The 23,530-nt window shown below is 41.4% G+C and carries 24 protein-coding genes; 2 read left to right on the top strand and 22 right to left on the bottom strand.

Going from position 1 to position 23,530, the window contains the following annotated elements; genetic code table 11:
• Positions 1 to 2: 2 nt before the first annotated feature.
• The 9 genes from greA to DWX96_RS12315 all read right to left on the bottom strand — a co-directional run bounded on the left by greA (position 3) and on the right by DWX96_RS12315 (position 7,643).
• Positions 3 to 482, bottom strand: a complete 480-nt coding sequence (greA, locus tag DWX96_RS12275; RefSeq protein WP_117698121.1) for a transcription elongation factor GreA — start codon at positions 480 to 482, stop codon at positions 3 to 5.
• Between the two features lie 29 nt (positions 483 to 511).
• Entirely contained in the window at positions 512 to 1,147 is a 636-nt protein-coding gene (locus DWX96_RS12280) for a hypothetical protein (RefSeq protein ID WP_118057616.1), read from the bottom strand.
• Positions 1,144 to 2,118, bottom strand: coding sequence for a tRNA dihydrouridine synthase DusB (gene dusB, locus DWX96_RS12285; protein WP_117947315.1), 975 nt, complete (start codon positions 2,116 to 2,118; stop codon positions 1,144 to 1,146). Before dusB ends, DWX96_RS12280 begins: the two co-directional genes overlap by 4 nt.
• A complete protein-coding gene (locus DWX96_RS12290) occupies positions 2,115 to 2,885 on the bottom strand; it encodes a type III pantothenate kinase (protein ID WP_118057615.1) in 771 nt (256 codons plus the stop codon). The genes dusB and DWX96_RS12290 overlap by 4 nt, the downstream gene beginning before the upstream one ends.
• A 1-nt stretch (position 2,886) precedes the next feature.
• Positions 2,887 to 3,234, bottom strand: coding sequence for a DUF6145 family protein (locus DWX96_RS12295; RefSeq protein WP_022242890.1), 348 nt, complete (start codon positions 3,232 to 3,234; stop codon positions 2,887 to 2,889).
• A gap of 94 nt (positions 3,235 to 3,328) precedes the next feature.
• Positions 3,329 to 4,306, bottom strand: a complete 978-nt coding sequence (locus tag DWX96_RS12300; protein ID WP_022242889.1) for a biotin--[acetyl-CoA-carboxylase] ligase — start codon at positions 4,304 to 4,306, stop codon at positions 3,329 to 3,331.
• 6 nt (positions 4,307 to 4,312) lie between these two features.
• Positions 4,313 to 5,302, bottom strand: coding sequence for an ornithine carbamoyltransferase (gene argF, locus DWX96_RS12305; protein WP_118057614.1), 990 nt, complete (start codon positions 5,300 to 5,302; stop codon positions 4,313 to 4,315).
• Between the two features lie 100 nt (positions 5,303 to 5,402).
• Positions 5,403 to 6,329 (bottom strand): SPFH domain-containing protein, encoded by a 927-nt coding sequence (locus tag DWX96_RS12310; RefSeq protein WP_022242887.1) that lies wholly within the window; start codon positions 6,327 to 6,329, stop codon positions 5,403 to 5,405.
• Positions 6,330 to 6,461: 132 nt separating this feature from the next.
• Positions 6,462 to 7,643 carry a cell wall hydrolase gene (locus tag DWX96_RS12315; protein WP_118057613.1) on the bottom strand — a complete coding sequence of 394 codons (1,182 nt, stop codon included), beginning with the start codon at positions 7,641 to 7,643 and terminating at the stop codon, positions 6,462 to 6,464.
• 249 nt (positions 7,644 to 7,892) lie between these two features.
• Here DWX96_RS12315 and DWX96_RS12320 point away from each other — a divergent pair, with 249 nt between their 5' ends.
• Positions 7,893 to 9,704 carry a methyl-accepting chemotaxis protein gene (locus DWX96_RS12320; protein WP_118057612.1) on the top strand — a complete coding sequence of 604 codons (1,812 nt, stop codon included), beginning with the start codon at positions 7,893 to 7,895 and terminating at the stop codon, positions 9,702 to 9,704.
• Between the two features lie 243 nt (positions 9,705 to 9,947).
• On the opposite strand, the gene DWX96_RS12325 is transcribed toward DWX96_RS12320, so the two are convergent.
• From DWX96_RS12325 to DWX96_RS12335, 3 genes are all read right to left on the bottom strand, one after another.
• The gene (locus DWX96_RS12325) at positions 9,948 to 11,294 is read right to left on the bottom strand and encodes a glucose-6-phosphate isomerase (RefSeq protein WP_117947310.1); all 1,347 of its coding nucleotides are present in this window, start codon (positions 11,292 to 11,294) and stop codon (positions 9,948 to 9,950) included.
• A gap of 93 nt (positions 11,295 to 11,387) precedes the next feature.
• A complete protein-coding gene (locus DWX96_RS12330) occupies positions 11,388 to 11,687 on the bottom strand; it encodes a hypothetical protein (protein ID WP_022242883.1) in 300 nt (99 codons plus the stop codon).
• Between the two features lie 119 nt (positions 11,688 to 11,806).
• On the bottom strand, positions 11,807 to 13,210 hold the full coding sequence (locus DWX96_RS12335) for a hypothetical protein (RefSeq protein WP_118057611.1): 1,404 nt from the start codon (positions 13,208 to 13,210) through the stop codon (positions 11,807 to 11,809).
• 150 nt (positions 13,211 to 13,360) lie between these two features.
• Here DWX96_RS12335 and DWX96_RS12340 point away from each other — a divergent pair, with 150 nt between their 5' ends.
• Positions 13,361 to 14,443 (top strand): undecaprenyldiphospho-muramoylpentapeptide beta-N-acetylglucosaminyltransferase, encoded by a 1,083-nt coding sequence (locus DWX96_RS12340; protein ID WP_118057610.1) that lies wholly within the window; start codon positions 13,361 to 13,363, stop codon positions 14,441 to 14,443.
• Between the two features lie 57 nt (positions 14,444 to 14,500).
• Here the strand turns inward: DWX96_RS12340 and DWX96_RS12345 are convergent, their stop codons facing one another.
• The 10 genes from DWX96_RS12345 to DWX96_RS12385 all read right to left on the bottom strand — a co-directional run bounded on the left by DWX96_RS12345 (position 14,501) and on the right by DWX96_RS12385 (position 23,078).
• Positions 14,501 to 14,920, bottom strand: a complete 420-nt coding sequence (locus DWX96_RS12345) for an HIT family protein (RefSeq protein ID WP_118057609.1) — start codon at positions 14,918 to 14,920, stop codon at positions 14,501 to 14,503.
• Positions 14,921 to 14,935: 15 nt separating this feature from the next.
• Complete coding sequence (locus DWX96_RS12350; protein ID WP_117698112.1) at positions 14,936 to 15,928, bottom strand: SCP2 sterol-binding domain-containing protein; 993 nt, start codon at positions 15,926 to 15,928, stop codon at positions 14,936 to 14,938.
• Positions 15,929 to 16,007: 79 nt separating this feature from the next.
• Positions 16,008 to 17,108: a rhomboid family intramembrane serine protease gene (locus tag DWX96_RS12355; protein WP_242988796.1), complete on the bottom strand. Its 1,101-nt coding sequence runs from the start codon at positions 17,106 to 17,108 to the stop codon at positions 16,008 to 16,010.
• Between the two features lie 87 nt (positions 17,109 to 17,195).
• Positions 17,196 to 18,428 carry a DUF6382 domain-containing protein gene (locus tag DWX96_RS12360; RefSeq protein WP_118057608.1) on the bottom strand — a complete coding sequence of 411 codons (1,233 nt, stop codon included), beginning with the start codon at positions 18,426 to 18,428 and terminating at the stop codon, positions 17,196 to 17,198.
• Positions 18,412 to 18,552, bottom strand: a complete 141-nt coding sequence (locus DWX96_RS14295; RefSeq protein ID WP_156454674.1) for a hypothetical protein — start codon at positions 18,550 to 18,552, stop codon at positions 18,412 to 18,414. Before DWX96_RS14295 ends, DWX96_RS12360 begins: the two co-directional genes overlap by 17 nt.
• Positions 18,553 to 18,611: 59 nt before the next feature.
• Positions 18,612 to 19,028: a prepilin peptidase gene (locus tag DWX96_RS12365; RefSeq protein WP_118057607.1), complete on the bottom strand. Its 417-nt coding sequence runs from the start codon at positions 19,026 to 19,028 to the stop codon at positions 18,612 to 18,614.
• Between the two features lie 105 nt (positions 19,029 to 19,133).
• A complete protein-coding gene (locus DWX96_RS12370; RefSeq protein WP_118057606.1) occupies positions 19,134 to 19,880 on the bottom strand; it encodes a TadE family protein in 747 nt (248 codons plus the stop codon).
• 158 nt (positions 19,881 to 20,038) lie between these two features.
• Positions 20,039 to 21,481, bottom strand: a complete 1,443-nt coding sequence (locus DWX96_RS12375; RefSeq protein ID WP_118057605.1) for a DUF5702 domain-containing protein — start codon at positions 21,479 to 21,481, stop codon at positions 20,039 to 20,041.
• A gap of 36 nt (positions 21,482 to 21,517) precedes the next feature.
• Positions 21,518 to 21,742 (bottom strand): Flp1 family type IVb pilin, encoded by a 225-nt coding sequence (locus DWX96_RS12380; protein WP_022242873.1) that lies wholly within the window; start codon positions 21,740 to 21,742, stop codon positions 21,518 to 21,520.
• A 112-nt stretch (positions 21,743 to 21,854) separates the two neighbouring features.
• Complete coding sequence (locus DWX96_RS12385) at positions 21,855 to 23,078, bottom strand: type II secretion system F family protein (protein WP_117841884.1); 1,224 nt, start codon at positions 23,076 to 23,078, stop codon at positions 21,855 to 21,857.
• Positions 23,079 to 23,530 lie beyond the last annotated feature (452 nt).

The raw sequence follows: 23,530 nt of genomic DNA on the forward strand, positions 1-23,530 counted from the left end.
TGTTAGTTTGATCTTTGGATTCCTAATACTTTATATTTTAAGTTACCCATCTGGGTCTCAACTTCTACTACGTCACCAACGCCGGCACCGATTAATGCTTTACCAACCGGAGACTCGTTGGAAATCTTTCCCTTTAAGCTGTTTGCCTCTGTAGAACCAACAATTTTATAATCCAGTTCCTCATCGAATTCCATATCAAGGATTTTTACCTGACATCCGATGTTAATCTTGTCTAAATCAACTTCTTCTTCTACTACGACTTCTGCATTCTTTAAGATTTTCTCGATCTGTTCGATTCTTGCTTCGATATCACGCTGCTCATCTTTTGCTGCATCATACTCAGCGTTCTCAGATAAGTCTCCCTGCTCTCTTGCTTCTTTAATCTTCTGTGCAACTTCTTTTCTTCTGACCACTTTCAGATTCTGTAACTCGTCTTCCAGTTTCTGTAAACCCTGATAGGTCAAAATGTTTTTCTTATCCATGCTTATTAGCCCTTCCTTTTATAGATTTTCTATTCTGCATAAAATTCTCGCTCTAATCGATCTGAAACCGCTTCACAGCCTGTAAAACCGGTTCCCTTAACAATCATAATATTATACCCAATAGGTACCTCAATGTCAAGATTTGCCCGCTGATACCAGTTCCTTTTATAAATGGAAATATAGATACTTTTTTCCGATAGAAATTCTTCCCGGATTCTTCCGTCAGCTTCAAAATCCAGTATCAGTCTGCCCTCTTCCTGGCCGGTTCCCTTTTGAATTGCATTTTCCTCTTTTCCAATCACTTCTACAATCAGTCCCAGTTCCTCATAGAGATACTCTATTTCCCCTTGGTGATGTTCTGACTGACCGGTGCAAAGCGTATATACATTAAGTCCCGGATAAAGCTGCCGGAGCATATACTGTTCTTCCTCCTGCTGAAGATATTCCCCCGCTTCCGCATCAATGACAAACAGCCGCATGTCCCGGTAGGAAATGTCTTTCTGCTCTAATACTGCTTCGATTATTTTCCGAAAAAATGCATTGCAGGGAAAATAAATTTCTTTTTCAATAAAGTTATTCTGTTCCTGACGGCTGTTCCTGTTTTCTGATTGCAGATTGCTTTTATTTCTGCGTAAAAGACTTTTTAATTTTTTCCACCATTTCATGCTTCATTATATGATGCAAAGGTTTCTAATAATTCCTCCAGCTGTTCGTAAGTCTCCACTTCATTGAGCAGGCTTCGAAGCCTGGATGCATGCTTGTAGCCGCCGGTGTACCAGGCTGCGTGCTTACGCATTTCCCGCATTCCGGTAAATTCGCCCTTAAAGGCAATCTGCATCTTTGCATGACGCAGCACCATATCCACCATTTCTTTGGCGGATGGCTTCGGCAGTTCTTCACCTGTTTCTAAGAAATGGTTAATCTGTGCAAATATCCACGGATTTCCCTGTGCTCCCCTTGCTATCATCAGCCCGTCACAGCCGGTTTCCTGCTGCATCCGGTACGCATCCTGTGGGGTAAAAATATCACCATTTCCAATGACCGGAATCTTTACTGCTTCTTTCACTTTCCGGATAATCTCCCAGTCCGCTTTGCCGGAGTAATACTGTTCCCTGGTCCGTCCATGCACCGCAATGGCAGCTGCCCCGGACTCTTCCGCAATATGTGCCATTTCTACCGCATTGACATGGGCATCGTCAAAGCCCTTTCTGATTTTTACCGTCAGAGGCTTCTTTATGGCTTTTGCTGTTTTTTCGATGATTTCACCTGCCAGAATCGGATTTTTCATCAGTGCAGAGCCGTCACCATTATTGACTACCTTTGGCACCGGACATCCCATATTGATGTCAAGAATATCAAACGGTCGATGCTCGATACGCTTTGCCATCTCGCTCATAATTTCCGGGTCGGAGCCAAAAAGCTGCAGGGAAACCGGATGCTCCCGCTCATCAATGGCAAGCAGGCTCTCGGTATTCTTATTATTATAATAAATGCCTTTAGCACTGACCATTTCCATGCAGATAAGTCCTGCTCCCTGTTCTTTGCAAAGTACACGAAATGGCAGGTCTGTTACCCCTGCCATTGGTGCTAATATCAAATTATTATCAAGTGTTACATTTCCTATTGTCAGTTTCATCGTTTCTGTTTTGCGTAAATAAGACGCATTCCTTCTAATGTCAGTGTCGGATTGTAGTACTGAATATATTTTGTCTCATTTGCAATGATTTTACCCAGTCCGCCGGTTGCAACTACTTTTACATCCTTAAGTCCGGATTCTTTTATCATATTTTTTACGATATATTCTGTCTGTCCAATCTGTCCGAATATCAGTCCTGCCTGCATACTGCTGATAGTTTCTCTTGCAAGGATGGTAGACGGTTTCTTAATCTCGATTTCCGGAAGCTTTGCGGCATCTTCCCAGAGTGCCTTTGCAGAAATGCGGATTCCCGGGGAAGTTACTCCTGCGAAGAAATCTCCATTTCCATTGACGAAGTCATAGGTGGTTGCTGTACCATAGTCGATTACTACAACCGGTCCGCCATAAAGCTCATATGCACCTACAGCGTCTACGATTCTATCCGCGCCAATCTGCGCCGGATTCTCGGATGTGATACGGATTCCTGTCTTCACGCCCGGCTCCACCACCATTGGCTGAATCTCAAAATATTTAATCATTCCACTGCAGAGGGAATGCATGACATTTGGTACTACCGATGAAATGATGGCATCCTTGATTTCATTATGGGAAATCTCGTTATGCTCTAATAAATCAATGATTGTAATACCGTATTCATCAGAAGTTCTCTGCATTTTTGTTGTCATACGAAATGTTGTGATTAATTTTTCCTTATCAAACACTCCAATGGTAATGTTGGTATTTCCTACGTCAATTGCCAGTAACATATTAGTCCTCCTTATCTTCTGTGAATTCTTCTCCCAGGAAAAATACACGGTAATACATTTCAAGCGATTCAAAGAGCTCTGTCTTTTCCCGCTGCATCTGTTTGATTTTTAACACACTGCCGATTTCATCATAGAAGAAATCTCCATCCTCACATTCCGTCCGGAAATTAAGATTTCCCTCTTTGTCAAATATAAGCTGCAGTGTTCCTCCGATATCCTCTGTATACAGTACACAAAGAATATTCAAGTCCTCTTTGATTCCCTCCGGAAGTCCGTTAAACAACGGATTCAGATAGAATTTCTTGGTATAAGCGCTGGAACCGCATAAAACGATTTCTTCCTGCTCCATATATTCATACTCCTTTTTCTTATTTATGCCTTTTTTATATCTGGTAAATGTGGTTTTTCCTGTCTATCCTATAAACATCTATCTCTATGCATATCTATACATATCCATAAATCCCGCGGACAGATACTTCCCCGGAAGACACCAGTTTTCTTGCTTCCCAGGTATCCACGATTAATTCGCCCCGGTCGGTAATGCCCTGTGCCACTCCCTCAAATGGCTCTTTCGGGTCTAACACTCTTACCTTCTGCCCTTTATTGGCAAGACTTGCATCGTATTCCTTCCGCAGATCCCGTAAATCCTGATATGCCATAAACCGGTCATAATAATGCTCGAATTCTTCCCAGACAGCTTCTATTAATGCTGCGCGGTTTACCCGTTTTCCACTTTGTAACAGAAGTGAGGTGGCATTCTGCGCAATTTCTTCCGGAAAACTTTCATTATTTACATTGATGCCTATGCCAACCACAATATGGTTTACATAATCCATCTGTGCACTCATTTCCGTCAGAATTCCTACTACTTTCTTACCGTTGATGACAATATCATTTGGCCACTTTATCTTTGCTTCCATACCGGTGCAGCGGGTAATGCCCTTTGCCACTGCCATGGCTGCCACCAGTGTCAGCATGGATGCATTGGAAGGATTCAGCTCCGGTTTTAAAATCAGTGTCATAAAGATTCCGGTTCCCGGCAGGGAACTCCAGCCTCTTCCGCGTCTGCCTTTTCCGGCATCCTGCTGGTCTGCCACCACAAGGGTTCCATGCTCTGCACCCTCTTCTGCAAGACGGCTGGCTCTTACATTAGTAGAATCTGTTTCATCATAATAATAGATTTTCTTTCCAATCCAGTCTGTTTTACGGATGCTGCTCAATTCATTTTCGCTTAAGATATCCGGTGCGCCTACAATCCGGTAGCCCCGGTTCTGCACCGCTTCAATTTCATAGCCATCCTTTTTCAACTGATTGATTGCCTTCCACACTGCGGTTCTTGATACACCAAAGCGTTCACAAAGCTCCTGTCCGGAAACATAACCTTCCGCTTCCCGCAGTGCTGCAAGTATTTTTGCTTTCATAGGTTCTTATTCTCCTAAAGTTGCAAGCATAACTGCCTTAATCGTATGCATACGATTCTCTGCTTCATCAAATACGATGGATTTCTCACTTTCGAATACTTCATCGGTTACTTCCAGCTCGGAGTATCCGAATTTCTCATAGACATCCTGTCCAATCTTAGTCTTAAGGTCATGGAATGCCGGGAGACAATGCATAAACAACGCCTGCTCTCCTGCATTATCCATCAGCTTCTTATTTACCTGATATGGCATCAGGTCTGTAATACGCTCTTTCCAGGCCTCTTCCGGCTCACCCATGGATACCCACACATCAGTATAGACAATGTCTGCACCCCTGGTTCCTTCCATGGCATCTTCTGTCAGAGTAATGGTTCCGCCTGTGCGGGATGCCACATCTTCACAATATGTAACCAGCTTTGGATCCGGGAAATATTTTTTATTGGTACATGCCACAAAATGCATTCCCAGTTTTGCACAGGTTACCATCAGGGAATTTCCCATATTATAACGGGCATCTCCCATATATGCCAGCTTTACGCCCTTTAATCTGCCAAGATGCTCTCGGATGGTTAACATATCTGCTAACATCTGGGTCGGATGAAATTCATTGGTCAGTCCGTTCCATACCGGAACGCCTGCATATTTTGCCAGTTCTTCTACGATATCCTGTCCATAGCCGCGATATTCGATTCCGTCAAACATACGTCCCAAAACTCTTGCGGTATCCGGAATGCTCTCTTTCTTTCCAATCTGGGAGCCTGACGGGTCAAGGTAAGTTACGTGCATGCCAAGGTCATGGGCTGCCACTTCAAAAGAACAACGGGTTCTGGTACTGGTCTTTTCAAAAATCAGTGCAATATTTTTGCCAATCAGGCTGTCATGCAGAATACCCTGTTTCTTCTTTGCTTTCAGGTCTGCTGCCAGATCTATCATATAGAGGATTTCTTCTGGTTCAAAATCCATCAATTTTAAGAAATTACGTCCTTTTAAATTCATTGCTTTTTCCTCTTTTCTTCTTACTCTTTGATACAAAACGGGCTGTCCTACATAGATGTGGCAGCCCGATTTCATTTTAGGTTTATGGTTTCCTTTTTAATTATTTATCTCCGGCAACCTCTGTAATTGATTTTACCAGTCCTGCAACGCCCTGTATCTCAGATGGAATGATAATCTTTGTTGCCTTTCCGTCCGCAGCCTTTGCAAAAGCTTCCAGGCTCTTAAGCTGTAATACAGCATCGTCCGGTGCTGCTTCTTTCAAGAAACGAAGTCCGTCTGCATTTGCCTGCTGAATCTTTAAGATTGCTTCTGCCTGACCTTCTGCTTCTTTTACGGTTGCTTCCTTCTGTGCCTCTGCACGTAAAATTGCGGCAGTCTTCTCTGCCTCTGCATCTAAGATTGCTGATTCTTTCTTACCTTCTGCTACAAGAATCGTAGATTTCTTCTCACCTTCTGCACGAAGAATTGCTTCACGTCTTTCACGCTCTGCCTTCATCTGTTTCTCCATGGCATCCTGAATTGCCTTTGGTGGGATGATATTCTTTAACTCTACACGGTTTACCTTGATTCCCCATGGGTCTGTTGCCACATCCAGGGAAGCTCTCATCTTGGTATTGATGGTCTCTCTTGAAGTAAGGGTCTCATCTAATTCCAGATCACCGATGATATTACGAAGTGTGGTTGCTGTCAGATTTTCGATTGCCATAATCGGATTTTCAACACCGTAAGCAAATAACTTCGGGTCTGTAATCTGGAAATATACAACGGTGTCAATCTGCATGGTTACATTATCTTTGGTAATTACCGGCTGTGGTGGGAAATCAACCACCTGCTCTTTTAAAAGAACTCTCTTTGCGATACGGTCAATAAACGGTGCTTTAAAATGAAGACCTACGCCCCAGGTTGCAAGATATCCGCCCAGACGCTCTACAACAACTGCATTTGCCTGCGGTACAATCTTGATACAGGATACAATAATTACCAGTACTAGTATTACTAAAATGATAAGTGCTATTAATCCTTCCATTTTTACCCTCCAAAACTTATATTTTGAATAACTATTCACATATTACTATACTTTTTCCAAGATTACAACAGGGTGCCAAAAACTTCTTTTGACACCCTGACTTTATACTCTCTTATATTTTCTTACATTTTCCTAGAAAAATACATGGTTTCCGATGACTACTCCTGCCTGACCGGAACTTGCACGGCGGAAGCTTAATGCCCCACCGGTATTATCTACACCGGATAATGCTTCCTGTGCTGCCTGTAAACAGCTTCCGCTGACACCGCTTGAAATAACAGATGCAACTTTTCCGTTTCCTGCTGGTGTAAACTGACCGCTCTGGTAAATTACATCATAAAGACTGGATGGATATGCACCACTTCTCAGACGGTTCATAACAACTGCTCCGACTGCCAGCTGGCCTTCATAACACTCACTGCCTGCTTCGCACTGGATTAATGCAGCAAGAAGTGTTACTTCATCACAGTTTGCTGCTACAGATGCATTCTGTGTTACCATGGTTGTTGTAGTCTGTGCAGCTTTCTTTGCTGCCTCTTCTGCAGCCTTCTCTTCCAATGCAGCTCTTTCTTCTTCCATGGAAACTGCTGATGCTACATTTAAGGATACGGTTACATAATCTGCAGATACAAATGCAGTGGAATTCTTTAAGCTGACTGCGACCCATCCTTCCGGAGATTCTATCTGTGTATCAACTACAAGCTTATCTCCTTCTGATGCTGCCTTGATAACAGATGCATCCGGATTTGCTTCACTGCGGACACGAAGACCACCGGTGGTTACGGTTGCTACGGTGTCACATACGGTCTGTGCATAAGCATATGCTTCCTGACCTGCCACACAATATTCGCTCTTTACATATCCGTCTACAGAACCGGATGTAATATGATACCAGCCATCTAATGTCTCTACGATATCAGCTGCTGCACCTTTATATAATTTTCCAATTACTTCAGACTCTCCATCTGCGGAGCTTCTTATATATAAGAAATCATCCACATTTGCCATAAGCTTACTGTTCCATGCCTGCTGCTCCTCACTAAGCTGAGGCTCCTCTTCCTGTGCTTCTGCAACAACCACTACATCTGCACGTTCAATGGATGCCTGCTCGGTTGCCGCGTCTCCCAATGATGCCAATTCTTCTATAATGCCGGCGGAGCCATCTGCCTGTACATCTGCCACAGCTTTTGTTTCCTGCTGCGGTTCTGGTACATTTTCTACTGGTGCTGTCTGCATAACTGCTGTGACTGCGGTTACAACGGTAAGCATCACTGCTATAATTGTGCTCTCAATCACTCTTTTTCTTAAATTCATTTTGACCTCCATAACATATATCCTGTTTATCTTTTTTAAGGATTATTAACAAGTATATGTCATTTTATTCATTTTTATTACATTTATTACAAATTTGTTACATCACGGATTATAACAAAGTAATTTTTATTTGTCAAGTTTCTGTACTTTTTATCCAATTCATGATATAATTTCCTAATAATAATTACGCAAAATCACAAGAAAAGATTTCGTCTTTTTCGTAATGGTTATCAAGGAGGATGTATTTTTATGAAGGAACGTAAGCAAAAAGATTCTGCTTTGAAGCAGAATCCAGTAAAGGCTCCAAAGCCTGTGAAAGCGCAGAAAGTGCCGAAAGCACCAAAGGCGCCAAAAGTGCCTAAGGAGAAGAAGGAGAAAAAGGCCGGACTTCACTCCATGCGTTTTAATGTTGTACAGTTAGTTCTGCTGAGTATTATCATCAGTGTTGCTTCTCTTCTGATTATGATTATACCGGTTGCGGATAATGCAATTTCCACTTTGGCAGAAAGTTATATGCGTGATGTCTGTGATACCTGCGGTTTAAATGTTGATGCTGCCCTGAACCGGAGCGGTAACGTTATTTTAAATCAGGCATATCTAGAAACTCTGATCGGTGATGTCTGCATCAATGATCTGGATTCCAGTTACGCCTATGTGGTTGGTTCAGATGGAACCATGATTTACCATCCGGATGAAAGTAAAATCGGACAACCTGTAGAAAATGCCGCAATTAAACAGGTGGTAGCTGATTTAGAAGCAGGTAAAGAACAGCAGAAGGGTCTGGTAATCTATGAATTCAAAGGTGCTGAAAAATATGCGGCTTACTATGTCACTTCCAATAAAGCAGCTATTTTGGTCATTACTGCTGACCGTGGAGATATTTTAAGTGCTAAGGATGCAATTTATGCCCGCGCCGGTGGTGCCGCAATTGTTATCTTTATTGTACTGGGAATCATTTCTTTCCTTATTGCAAGTAAAATGACCCGTCCGATTGTAGAGATTACCAATGTTATCAAACGTTTCTCTTCCCTGAACTTTGCAGAAAGCCCGACTACTATCCGCATCAGCAAACGTAAGGATGAAACCGGGCAGATGGCAAGAGCTATCGGAGATTTACGTGAGAAGTTAGTTACAATTGTTTCACAGATTAAGTCCCAGAGTGAACTGCTTTACAATGCATCTACTGAACTGGATACCAATGCATCCCACACAACATCAACCGTGGGAAATGTAGAAACCGCAGTAAATGAAATTGCTACCGGAGCAACCAATCAGGCTTCCGAAACCCAGAAAGCTACCGATGATATCGTTAATATGGGTAACATGATTGAACATACCAACAGTCAGGTTGAAAGTCTTACAAGCACTGCTAACCTGATGCGTGAATCCAGCGAGGAAGCTGCTGCCACCCTGAAAGAGCTGGACAACATCAACCAGCAGGCAATTGCTTCTATTGATGTTATTTATGAACAGACCAATATAACTAATATCTCTGCCCTGAAAATTAAAGAAGCTACAACTTTGATTTCTTCCATCGCAGAAGAAACAAACCTGCTTTCCTTAAATGCTTCTATCGAAGCAGCCCGTGCTGGTGAGGCAGGACGTGGATTTGCCGTTGTTGCATCGCAGATTCAGAAACTGGCTGACCAGTCCAATGAATCTGCAAACCAGATTGACCAGATTATCCATGCTTTAATTGAAGATTCTGAAAAAGCAGTTAAGACCATGGATGAGGTTAAAACTATTATGAACCTGCAGAGCGAAAACGTGCATAAGACCGGTCAGGTATTCGAACAGGTTCGTGATGGAATCAGTTCTTCTATCAGTGGCGTAGGCGAGATTGCTACCAAAACAACACAGCTTGATAAAGCCCGTGGAGATGTTGTGGATGTCGTACAGAATCTTACCGCAATTGCCCAGCAGAATGCAGCAAGTACCGAAGAAACTTCCGCTTCCGTTATGGAAGTCAGCAATGTTATGCAGGAAATCATGGAAAATGCAAATCGTCTGAAAGAGATTGCTTCCATCCTGGAAGAAAATATGAATTCATTTACTTTATAATATGCATAAGAATGTGCCTTGGCACATTCTCGCGCCTGCGGCGGTCGCTTGCGACATCTACCTTATACGCCGCAGTGCGCATCCTCGCAGAGCGTTTTTTGCTTTAATGGAAAGCAATTTTCTGTAAAGCAAAGAAAGAACTCCATCCGGCTGGATATCCAATCGGATGGAGTTCTTTTTTTGCTGTAATGCAAGGACTGATTCAAATTTAAATGATTCCATCTTACCCTGCTTCAGCAGTTTTTATAAACGTTTCATTAATGCTTCTCTTGCTTCTTCATAACCTGGTTTTCCAAGTAATGCGAACATGTTCTTCTTGTAGCTTTCTACACCTGGCTGATTAAATGGATTTACTCCAAGCAGGTATCCGCTGACACCACATGCAAACTCGAAGAAGTAGAATAATTCTCCTAAATAGAATTCGTTCTGCTCTGGAATCTTTACCATGAAGTTTGGAACCTGACCATCGGTATGTGCAAGAATGGTTCCGTTCATTGCGCTCTTATTTACAAAGTCCATATCTTTCCCAGCAAGATAATTTAATCCGTCTAAGTCAACCGGTTCTTCCTGAATTGTGATATTGTGCTTCGGAGTCTCAACGTTCATAACAGTCTCAAACATAATTCTGGAACCATCCTGAATGAACTGTCCCATAGAATGTAAGTCTGTTGTTAAATCTACAGATGCCGGGAAGATACCCTTCTGGTCTTTTCCTTCACTCTCTCCGAATAACTGTTTCCACCATTCAGATACATAATGAAGACTTGGCTCGTAGTTGCAAAGAATTTCTACTGCTTTGCCTTTTCTTAATAAAATGTTACGAACTGCTGCATACTGTAATGCATCATTCTCTGTGAAATCCTGCTCTAAAGCAAGTTTTCTTCCTTCTGCAGCTCCATCCATTAATTTCTGGATATCTGCACCACTTACTGCGATTGGAAGAAGTCCTACAGCGGTAAGTACGGAGAAACGTCCTCCGACATCATCCGGTACTACAAATGTCTCATATCCTTCTTCATCTGCAAGATGTTTTAATGCTCCCTTTGCTTTATCTGTGGTTGCATAAATTCTCTTTGCAGCTTCTTCTTTACCATATTTCTTCTCTAACTTTTCTTTGAAGATACGGAAAGCGATTGCAGGCTCAGTTGTTGTTCCTGATTTTGAAATAATATTTACGGAGAAATCACGGTCTCCTACTACATCAAGCAGTCCCTGTAAGTAGCTTCCGCTGATGCTGTTTCCTGCATAATAAATCTCAGGAGTCTTACGAACTTCCTTAGAAACATTATTATAAAATCCATGTCTTAAGAATTCGATTGCGGCTCTTGCACCAAGGTAAGAACCACCGATTCCGATTACTACTAACACTTCAGAATCAGACTGAATCTTAGCTGCTGCTTTCTGAATTCTTGCGAACTCTTCCTTATCATAATCTACCGGAAGATCCAGCCAGCCCAAGAAATCATTTCCGGCTCCGGTTTTATCCAATAACTCTTTTTTTGCATTGTCTACAAGTTTGCTCATATAGCCAACTTCTTCTTCACTGATGAAGGAAGCTGCCTTTGAGTAATCAAATGTTACTTTACTCATTTCAAATTCACTCCTTTGTTTTTTCTATACACAATTCCCTAATTATGAATAAAATTTCATTAGAGTTTATTTTATCAAACCTATATGCATTTATCAAGGAAAAATTTCCTTCAAAACAGCATTAAATACCGCTTCTTCCTGCTGTTTTCTCTTCTTTTCAATAGAATCCCGCATCAGTTCTTCCTGTCTCGATACCAATGGTTCTTCTTTTCCACTGTCTTCAGTTAATATGACATTCAGATAATCTTCTACTTTTCCCTGTATCATTTGTAATCTGCGGTCTGTCCGGTTCACTTTAACCAGAACCTGCAGAATTATTATCATTTGTAAGAGCATTCCTGCCAGAATTATGTAATTTGCATATTCATACACCAAATTCATGAAAGCTCCCATTCTTATAACCTCTTTTCCTTTTTCTTTCTATTATAAAAAGGAACATTCCATTTGAAAAGAGGACAACGCCGTGTTTTCGCCGCATCTTTTTCCATTTTTCCCTTTGTTTCTGCGGTCTTCTACAAAAGCTGCTGATATTCTTCCCCATCCAACATATAGCCGGAAAGGCAGTAGCCATATTCTTCATTTACGCTGATAATCCGGTTATAGGACCCAGCCAGCAGAATATCTTTTAGTATCTTCGTATCCATTCGCTCATTGATATTTCCAACCCAATAACGGATACCTTCTCCTTCAAATTTCCACGGAAATTCCGGATTCCATTTTGACACATCGTCATTGCCGGGAATCGATACAATCCGTACCGTCTTTCCATAGCCCCGATAACGTTTTAAAATCTCTTCCATATTTTTGTGCATATCAATATTTCCCAAAAACAGTACGCCCATTCGAAGGGTTCTGCTCTCCCTGGTAAACTGGTTCCGGAGCATTCCATAATCATTTCGCTGGATACATTTTAACATGCATACCGTTCTGCCGGCATCCAGATACGGAGAACAATGATTTTCTCTGCCAAAAGACTGTTCATACATGGCACCATTGATTTTACTTCCGCTTTCTTTTACCTGACCCGGACCTGCATACATAATAACTGCTGCAAATGCTTCCAAACCGTAAGTCTTCTTATATGCCTCTAATAACCGTTGCATTCCCGCCTGATACTGTGTATTTTCCGGATGACGAAGTGCCCTGTCATAGCCTTCTTTCGTATAATATCTTCTGGTAAACTGATATAGTTCCATTACATTCATTCCATATGCAGAAAAATAAAATACCCACTTATTTTTAATGATGCATCCGGCCTTGACCACCGGAATGTATTCCCGTTCCATAATCTTTATCGTTTCTAAATCCTCTGCATCTGCCAGTTCGAAATAATTTCCTTTTCTGGCATTCTGCACTGCGTCCAGGGAACAGGGCGGACAATTTCCATATAATAAATAGACATTTTCCACCCCCATATTCTTTAATGCATGGTAAGGATGCCGGATGAGGCAGGAAAATTCTAATAGTTTTTCCGGTGACATTTCCGGCCCCAATATCCATTGTTCCGGTAATGCCTTCTCTTCCATATCCTGTTCCTCCGATATCCACTGCTCCACCAGCATCCGGTGAATCGGTGCTACATAAGGCATAATCACCGTCTGAATCGTCGTATTTTGCAATAGTGCATACAATATGCCAAGACAGTTCCTCGTATATTCTCCTACTACCACAAGATCTATCGGTGCACCGGCCAGTCTTCTGATGGTTCTTTTGTCCAAGATACCGATGCCTGTTATATCATTTGTTCTACTGCTGTCTTTACTGCTTACACCGTCGTTTATGTTACTGTTCGTAGGATTTCCGGATAAGTATACATAATTCACACTGCAGTCATTCTCCTCGTTATAGATACTGCCTGCCTGAATCATTCCATTTTCCACATTTTCAAATAAGTACCGATAATACAATGCTTTCATTTTCACATACCCCCCGCTTTATTTTCTGGTATTTTTACGATTGTATAAGGTTTTAAATAGAGTTGACTTTTTTTACCAAGAGTATAATATATTATTCAGCAAATCATTTTACATTATAAGTAATCTGATATTAAAGAAAGGATTCTTTTCATGAAAAAAATCGTTTTAACAGGCGGTGGTACCGCCGGTCATGTAACTCCAAACATTGCTCTTTTTCCTGCTTTAAAAGAGGCTGGTTATGAAATCTCTTATATCGGTTCCTATGCCGGCATGGAAAAACAGTTAATTGAAGAACAGAACATTCCTTATTATGGAATTTCCTCAGGAAAACTCCGTCGTTATAAGGATCTCCGTAATCTCACAGATCCGTTCCGTGTGATCAAAGGCTACGCACAGTCTGTATCTCTTTTAAGAAAAATCAAACCGGATGTTGTCTTTTCAAAAGGTGGATTCGTTTCCGTTCCTGTCGTTCTCGCAGCGAAACGCCTCCGGATTCCTGCTATTATTCATGAATCTGATATGACACCTGGTCTTGCTAATAAAATTGCAATTCCGGCAGCCTGCAAGGTCTGCTGTAATTTCCCGGAAACTGTAGAATATCTTCCAAAGGATAAGGCAGTTCTTACCGGTTCTCCAATCCGCCAGGAACTTTTAAGCGGCGACAAAGAACAGGCTGCCAGACTTTGTGGTTTTACCATGGATAAACCGGTTATCTTAGTAGTCGGTGGAAGCAGCGGTTCCAAATTTATTAATGATGCGGTACGTGGTCTCTTAGATGACCTGCTTGCCAACTATCAGATTATCCATCTCTGTGGGAAAGGAAATATAGATAAATTATATAACAACCGTTCCGGCTATGTCCAGTTTGAATATGCTGGGAAAGAACTTCGGGATATGTTTGCTTTAAGTTCTCTTGTCATTTCCCGTGCCGGTGCAAATGCAATCTGTGAATTGCTTGCTCTTCACAAGCCAAATATTCTGATTCCGCTGTCTGCTGCTGCAAGCCGTGGTGACCAGATTTTAAATGCCCGCTCTTTTGAAAAACAAGGGTATAGCTATGTGATTGAAGAAGAGAATCTGACCAAAGAAACCTTAGATGCTGCCATTAAGAAAGTCATGACAGAAAAGGAGACTTATATTTCTAATATGAAGTCCAGCCAGCAGTTAGATTCTATTCATACCATTCTTAAGCTCATTGAAGAAGCCAGTGAGAAAAAGAAGAAGAAAGCATAAAGTCAAAAGGTGTAAAGTCCTGATTTTATATAAGACTTTACACCTTTATTTTTCTTACTATTTTACTTTTATCTTATCCAAGATTTCTTTCATTTCATCATCAGAAAGCTCTAATGGAGTATATTTTAAAATATCATCATTCTTGTCTCCCTTGTATCTTGGAATCAGATGCATATGGAAATGAAATACTGTCTGTCCTGCAGTCTCTTCATTGTTCTGAAGTAAATTAAATCCATCACAGTTTAATTTTTCTTTCATATGAACTGCCATTTTCTTAGCAAGCTTCATTGCTTTTGCTGCTACTTCCTCATCCATTTCATAAAGATTTGCAAAATGGTCTTTGGGAATAATTAAGGAATGTCCCCTTGTTGCAGGACTGGCATCCATAATGACACGGAATGTATCATCCTCATATACGGTATTTGTCGGGATATCGCCTGCTGCCAGTTTACAAAAAATACAATTATCGTCTTTCATGGTTACTCCTTCTTTCTATTCAAAAATAAAAATCTGATCTAAGGTACGCAGTGTCTTAAAGTTTCCTTTTGCAGTCATCTCACCGGTCATAAATGCTCTCTGAAAAGTCATTCTGCCCGCCAAGATATTATTCATGACTTCTCCGGTAAGTTTCGCATATACATCTACATTTTCCTGTTGTCCATAATAGCAGTTTAACTCCTCTCCTGCTACTTCCACTACCAATGGTTTCTTTTTCTCTTCAATCATAAAGAGATAGTTCGCCGTGAAATCCCCCTGTGGCACAAAATGGCTTTCTAATTCTGTAATATATTCTGTCTGCGTGTCATTCTGCTGTACACTTAATTTATCCTTAAACATGGATGCTAATTCTTCAATATCTTCTTTCTGTTTCTTTACGTAAGAATCATCTGCCACATACTGTGATAACTGCTCACTCTCCTGTGGTGTTAAATCCATCTGCTGTGTCCGCAGGATGGTTCTGGTTACCGCCTGATTAGAAGTCGGCAGACTCTTCTGTTTCTGAGAAATTGTACGATAAAGATTTTCTGCTTTTTTCTCAATAATCAGGGAATAGTCATGATTCATTTCAAAGCTTACCAGATCATCTACATAGCCACACATTCCACTGCACGGCAGACCGCCTAAAATTTCCCATGCATTGGACAATGTCAGTTCCCCTTCACGTTCTCCATACGTGGTTGACATAACGATTGGCTGCATATAGGTTGTCTTAATCTTTTCCTTGTCTCCGTAAAGCCAGCAGGAATCCAAAAACTGCTGCATATAACCACCGATTCCAAGCCACTCTACTGTCGTTGCCAGAATGATTCCATCTGCATCCTTTAAGGTCTGCGGCAACGTAGAGATGCTATTCTTGTGCTCGTATATATTATATCGTTCCACACTGACACGAAGCTCTTTTAAAACTTCTTCCATTTTCCCGATTACATATAAAGTAGGATCATCCAGAAGTCCTCTACCACCGTAATATATATTTACTTTCATTTCTGCCTCCGTATCTTAAGTTTTTCATCTTACTTCATTCAATCATATATCAACAGTATATAAATTTTCCGGAATAAAATCAATCCTTTCTGCGATATAGAAGCAGTGACAGAAAAAATCCGCTAATCAGTCCGCCTACATGACACCAGTTGTCCACTCCGGTACTGGTAAATCCATAATATAGGCTCAATGCAATCATAATTACAATTCCTCTGATATTCAGTTCCTCTACCCTTCCTCTGTTGGCAATTATTACCCAGAGTAAAGCTCCAAATACACCAAAAATGGCACCTGAGGCACCTGCTGACACCGTCAGGGTTCCTTTGCCCTGTGTTACCAGAAGTGAAAGCAGATTACCGCACAATCCTGCGCCAAAATAAATGATAAGATAGCGCCACTTTCCTATCAGACGTTCCAGTCTGTCTCCAGTCCAGAATAATACAATCATATTATTTGCAAGATGTGCCAGTCCAAAATGTAAAAACATGGCCGTAAACAGTCTCCACCATTCTCCCTGTCCAAATACATCCGGCAGAAATACTGCTCCATGTTGTTCCATAAAAGCTGCAGATTCCGTATCGCCAAGTACGCTCAATAACAGAAATACTATGATATTTATCAAAACAATGCCGGCGTTACACCAGGACGGATACTGTTTTATCCTCTGCCACAAAGTAAGACCTCGCTTCTCTTCTGTTCTACGGTAATTATCCGTCTGTGCATACCCCTGTGAAGCATAACCTCTTTGCCTCCCACCACCGGATATCTGTTCCTGTAATGCATCTCTTAATCCATAGAAATCTCCCGGCTGGTTTTCAAAAATCATAAGCTGCCCTGTCTGCCCATTAATAAGCCAGACATTCCGACAGCTGCCACCGAGCATACGTGCCTGTCCTATATCATCTGCAACCAGTAACGTCAGTAACTCCACCTGATAGATTGCCATATTCTGTTCACAGCCCGGAATCCTTCCTTCCGGATGAAGAAACAGCTCCTGCAGTTTTTTCTGAATTGCCTGCAATTTTTCTGTTTCCAGTACAAATCCCGGATGCATAAAGATTCCAGCAACCACCTGTGCCCTTCCTTCTGTAAATCTATAGTATACCCCAACCTCTTCCGGCGACACTTTGATAAAGGAATATCCCCGCTCTTTTAAACATGCATCTATTTTCTGAATCAATATAACTTATCCTTCTTCTAGTCTTTTATGAATCTGACAATAACACTTTCAAAAGGCACTGTCAACGAAGGAAATATAACCTTTTTCTTAAAGAAATGTAAACCTCTCACGTCCCAGCTGAATCACATCATTCATGCATAACTGCTCCTTCTCCCGATATGCCAGCATTTTCCCATTGAGCCATGTTCCGTTCATGGAATTTAAATCTTCCACATAATAATTCTCTTTTTCTCTGGTAATGCGGGCATGCATGCGGCTGACTCCCTGTATACATACATTTCCGTCCGCCTGCTCACTGCTACCTATGATAAAAGGGAAATACTCCATCCGGATATTCGAAATATCCTCTTTTCCATCATAACGCAGAACTCCTTCCGGAGCCCGCTCCGTTCCAAGATAAACGGTCGGATTTTCCTCCTGCATTTCTTTGTAATCCATAGGTGTACACACGATTGGTTCCTCCTCCTTCTCATGATTTATCTTTCCTGTTAAGAATGCCGGAATCCGGCTGATTGCAGCAATGCATTCCTGCAATTTTTCTTCCATTGCCATATTCCAGCCACGGCTTTGAGCATCCTTCTTATAATATTCATCATCCTTTTCAATTGTATCTATCTCATATTTTTTCCAATACCCCTTCTTTTTCTTTGCAGTTGGCTTTTCCTCCACAGCTGCATCTTTCTTTTCCTGCTCCCATGGCATAATGCCCTTCTGCAATGCCTCTACCTTTTTAGATGAAACAGATTTCTGCCGGACCGGTACATAATCCTCTACATCCTGCTGCCGGTACTGATATAATATCCTTAGGATTTCACCCAAAGAAAATCCTTCTTCTGTTGATTTCTGATATGCCTCATAAGATGCAAGAACCATCTGTTCATCTTCATGATTAATCTTTGCCAGAAGATACTCCATCAGCTTTCGGAATCCTTCTGTAACAGGTTCCTGTCTGCCGGGGCAATAGGTGAAGTAGAACTTCTTGGTTCCATTCTCAAGATAAATACTCTCCGGGTCTAATAGAATTCCCTCTTCCTCCAAAAGATATGGCCGGATTTCCTGACAGATTCCCAATAAAGTTTCTAACATTTTTGCAAACATATCTATGGCAAAATCACTGCTCTCCAAAACATGATCCAAAGAACGTTTTCCGGTAATTTCATATCGAAACTGTGTCTCCCCTTCTGAAACTACCGGTTCAAACTGCAATAAATTATGAATATGATTCTGTCGGCACATATGAATCTGATATCCGGAATATGCGGGATCTGATGTAATAAACATATAACTCTGATTCAGATTTCTCTTATAACATATCTCCAATATAAATTTCCTCCATACATTCTATTTTGTTCTTGCTGCTTTCTTCCGCCGCCAGCTTTACCCTGTCATGCAGTTCGTAGCTGACTACAATCAGGGTACAGAATAGTGCCAATATCATTGGCACTATAACTGCCGCCTCTATGGTATAAGAAGCCGGCAGATAACATTTCTTTTTCCATTGTCTTATAAAATCAACAGAATGAGATATGCCGCCAGCAGAAACGGAATAAAAGGAATGGTGTCTTTTCGTCTTTTTCTGTGCATGAACAGCAATACCAGTGCATACAAAGAGGACAGGAAAAGTCCTGTCAGAAGTAGACGCATGGTATTGATTCCTCCAATGTAAATTCCCGCTACACAAAGTACCAGTCCATCGCCAATTCCAATAATTCCACCAGACACCAATGACAGAATAATAACTGCTGCCCCGACGGCAATCCCTCCTAACATGCTGTATAATGACTGGTTTCTCTGCCAGAGATGCAGCAAAATCCCACCAATGCCAAAACACAATACTCTTATGCTTTGTATTTCTTTTTTTCGGATATCTTCGATGGAACATATCCCCAACATTCCAAGTACAGAACATATCGTCATCATCCCCTTATCTCCTTGTTATTCGTTATTTTCTATCTGCTACTTACTGCTTATAACCTGCTATCTGCCGTTTCTTTCTTCTCATATTTTTCTGATACATTTATTTCCTCAGGAAGCTTTTCTCTTTTCACATTTTCCACAGGGCGAATGATTTCCCGCTTCTTCCAGCAAAATACGGTATACGGTACGCTTTAACCCACTGCAGGAAAGACTATTGTGCACTGCCTCTCCATATTCTGTTACAAATACTGTTTTGGTATCTTTCTTTCCTATGCGGCATTTCTCGCAATCTTTATATTTCGCTCCGGAATCATTCCGTAATCCGGATACCGTCTCTTCCGGCACCGCCAGAATGCTCAAATCCAAATAGGTACAGTCCGAAAACCAGTGATAGGATTTCCCTGTCTCTGTAATATAGACATAAGTTCCATCTTCATTTCCACTGCCTGTATAACCAATCCATTTATGCACTTTTGCCCGCTGATCCATGTCATAAGAAAATAGTCCCAATAACTGCAATGGATTTTCAATCCGATAAGATACACATAAATCAATATCATTTCCCATTAATTCAGAACGCCAAAAAGAGAACCCCTTTTCTTCCCCTTCCACATAAATTACCGGTGCTTTCAGTTCTTCTAATTTTCTTTGAAACAGGATTTTTGCTTCTGCAATTGGCACAACGGAATCCAGCCCGCTTTCATGTGTCATATGTGCATGAATGGCACTTTTTCTGGCGGCATATTGCAAGGCATATTCCACATCCAGCTGTAATTCCAATACCCGGAAAAGAAAGATTACCGATAGTATACAGATTACAAACAGTGGCAATGCGATAGCTGCTTCTATTGTCATAGACGCCGTCGTGGAGGCACATAAAGGTGTCTCTTTTCTGTTTGTAGAATTGCTATACAATAGATTTGTATTATCTGGGTTAGAGAGAGTTTTTTTATATTGATTTTTTATTTGAATTCTGAGAAGAGACACCTTTATGCACCCCCTTTCTTCTTTTGTTAATAAACATAGGAAAATGAATTTTTTTCCTGAAAATGATAATCTCCTTTGAAGCTTTCGCCACTTCCAAACCACCCGAAGAACAATGGTTTTGACAGATAACTGCACTGTATTTCCATACTACCAATCATGCAGTCCATCCGAAAATTCTCCCGGTCCGGCAGCCGCCTGATATTCTGCTCCATCAGATTCATTGCCCGATAGGTAAGCTTCTCCTGTCCGGTAAGATATAATAAAATTCTTAAATAATCCCCATAACTTAAACCACTTTCACTGGTCTTACTTTCCTCTTCTTTTGCAAAGGATTCCGACAATGCTCCAACGTCTAATGTCCACTCGGCATTTCCTTTTAAAAAAGGAACCTTGCCACCCTTTAAAAGCGTTTTTACATCTTTTATGCTTTCTGAAAATGCCCATGCCACAAGAATTCCTTCTTCTACCACCTTGACTACCGCCGGATTAGCTGTCCAGCCCGCAGTTACAAGTGCTATGGTATTCGCCAATGCCGTTTTCTCGGCATCCCCTTTCAAATAAATATAGTTTGCCACCTCACGAATCGCCAGCATGCGTTCTGCAACGCCAGCAAGGTTTGCCACATCAGAATCTTTCCCTGCAATGAGATATTCCATCTCATATTGCAACACTTCCGACTCACTCTGATTTCGGTAATCACTAAACTGCTTCAATAAATATTCCCGGAAGAAAAGTCCCGTTGTCATATCCTCCTGCTGTGCCTCTCCATTTCCTGTAAAACAGGTTCTCTTTGCAATATCATCGGATAAATCAATGGTCTGTGTCGATACCGCTGATACATCTTCTACCACCAGTGACAGGATACTTTTATTCTTGAGTTCTTTTACATAATCCAGTGGATTCTCATTCTTCTGATTTGCGCTATTCCGTTTTGTGTTTCTTTCCAGCCCACTCTGTGTATCGGTCTCCTGAATAGCAGCTTCGAACTTCTTCTCGATGTCTTTATTGTCTTCTGTCAGTTCCTTTGCTTCTGTTGCCTTTTCATATAATTTTTCAATGGCCGCAATTCCCATGGTACGCTTTACATAATCTGCTGCCTGCCTTCGAAATTCAGCTCCCGCATCATCGGTTGCCATCGTATAATTCGTAATATAGCAGTTCTCTAACTGCATCTCATAAAGATTGGTATATGACATTTTTAAGAATCCCGGCTTCGCCTTAAGGTTCTCTTCTCCAAGTTCCTGCAATGACTGTTCCAGACTACTAAGTTCCGGCTCTCCTTTCCTGCCTGCCTCCAGGAAATAGAAATGATACTGCTCAAAAAGCGCGGTATCATACTCTGCCATTTTGGATTCCAGCAAAAGTTCCGTTTCCATTTTGCTCTGCGCCTCTAATCCATAGAGGCGTGCAGATTCCAGCAGAGTAAATACCAGACTTAAAATCATCGTCAATGCAAGGCTTAAGAACAATGTAATACTCCCTTTTTCCCTTGTTCTTTCCATTTTCTACAAAGAACCGGTCCGCTGGGTAATTGTCGAAAAGATACTGTTTAAAAGAACCGTCAGTTTTGATTTAAAAATAACAATCAGTCCAATCAGAACCACCAGAATCAGAACCACTTCCACAACACCTACCCCATCTTCCTCTTTTAAAAACCGGGTCAGACTTCCTTTTATTCTTTTTACAACGTTCATTGGATTTGTCCGTTTTACATTTACTACACCTTTCATGTTCCTTCCTCCTTTATTTACCTATTGTTTTAGTTACATATTGTTTTAGTTACCTGTTATCTGCTTACAGCCGAAACCTGCCACTGACAGCTTCTTACGGCTGCCTGGTAACTTATATGTGCATGGTCATACATGCAGGCACAACAAGAATGACCATAATCACCACCATCATCATTAGCATAGGAAACAATAATTTTGTTCCTGCTTCCTCTCCCAGTCGCTGCGCCATAGTCTTTCGCTGGGAAAATGCATCCTCTGATTCTTTTGCAAGAATTCTGCCGATTCCTACAGTTCCCTTCTTGAGATTCTGTGTCAGAATAGATGCAAACCTGCGATAGGATGCCAGTCCGCATCGTTCTCCAAACCGCTCATATGCCAGGCTTTCCCCCATTCCATCCTCTAATTCTCTTCTGGTAAGCAGCATTTCCTCGTAACCGGCACGTTTTGGCAGTCTTTGTTCCTTCCGTTTACTCTCATATGTATCTGTCAGCTTCTTCCACGCCTGACGCAATGACATACCGGCTTCTAATAATAATCCCAATCGACTAACCATTTCCGGATAATCTTTTACCAATTCCTCTTCCCAACGTTTTTTTGCATCCTGCTGTTCCTTTTTCCCACTCCATAGAATCACTACTGCTGCAAATATCCCCAGGAAGAGAAAAATAACCAACGGCTTCTCGGTTTCTTCTTCCCAGCGAAGTGCTACACCATCCATATTCTGTGGCAGCTCCACTTCTTTTTCTTCTGCATTTTGATTATAAAGATATTGTTCTATCTTTTTTCCCAGATTGGTTTCATTCTGGTTTTCTGAAGGATAAAGACAGATGGGAAAGGAATACTCTGCCTGATTTTTTCCATTCGACAAAATTGCGGTAGCATTCACCACCTGCCCCGGCAAAAGATTTTCTTCCTCTATATTTCCCTGTAAATCAATCCAGATATCCGGTTCTAACTTCCATTCCACAGAAATGAGACCATTTTTAACACGTTCGCATAAAACCACCTGTCCACTGACATGGTCTGCCTGCTGCCCGTTTCGAAATACTTCTTCTGCTTCTTTTTCTGCCTCCGGCAATATCTCTTTCCATTCCGCTGCTGTTAAAGTACGTTCCTGCAGATTTAATACAATCTGCCCTTTTTCCCCACTATCTTCTTCTATATAATTTAAAGATTCCTGATAGTCTCCTTCCCCCGGTTCATTTCTTATTAAACAGTTCTCCTTAAAATGAGATTCCTGCTTTTGCATCCACTCCGCTGCAATTCCCAGTAAAACTGCTGCCAAAAGTACCAGAATTGCCAGCTTTTTCTTTTGCTTCTTCATTTTCTTTAACATATACTTTCTCCAATACGTCTTACGATTTTCTCTGACCAAAGATATGCCAGTCCATAGAGAATAAGACACCCTGTCATAATCAGCACCCCCGCCACATTCCCATACAATGCTTCCAAAAAGCTTCCCGATGTCACATTGACAAATGCCAGTATAAATAAGGGAATTACATTCATTACCTTCTGTTCCATCTTCCTTGCTGTCAATGCTGTCTCTATGGTTTCCTGCAATTCCATCCGGTCTGCCATCTGCCGAACTGTATTTCCCATAATTGCAGTAAAATCCCCGCCGCTCCGCTTGGCATAAGAAAAAATTCCCGCAAACTGCTCTACATCCTCTATCCGGCTCCGCTCTGCAAAATCCTCTAACAGCTGCTCCAATGGCACATTACAGTCCATCTGGTGTATCATCTGGCGCATTTCCACCGCCATATCACTTTCCATGCCATACTGCTG

Source organism: Roseburia sp. AF22-2LB, assembly GCF_003461125.1.
Lineage (GTDB): Bacteria > Bacillota > Clostridia > Lachnospirales > Lachnospiraceae > Roseburia_C > Roseburia_C amylophila.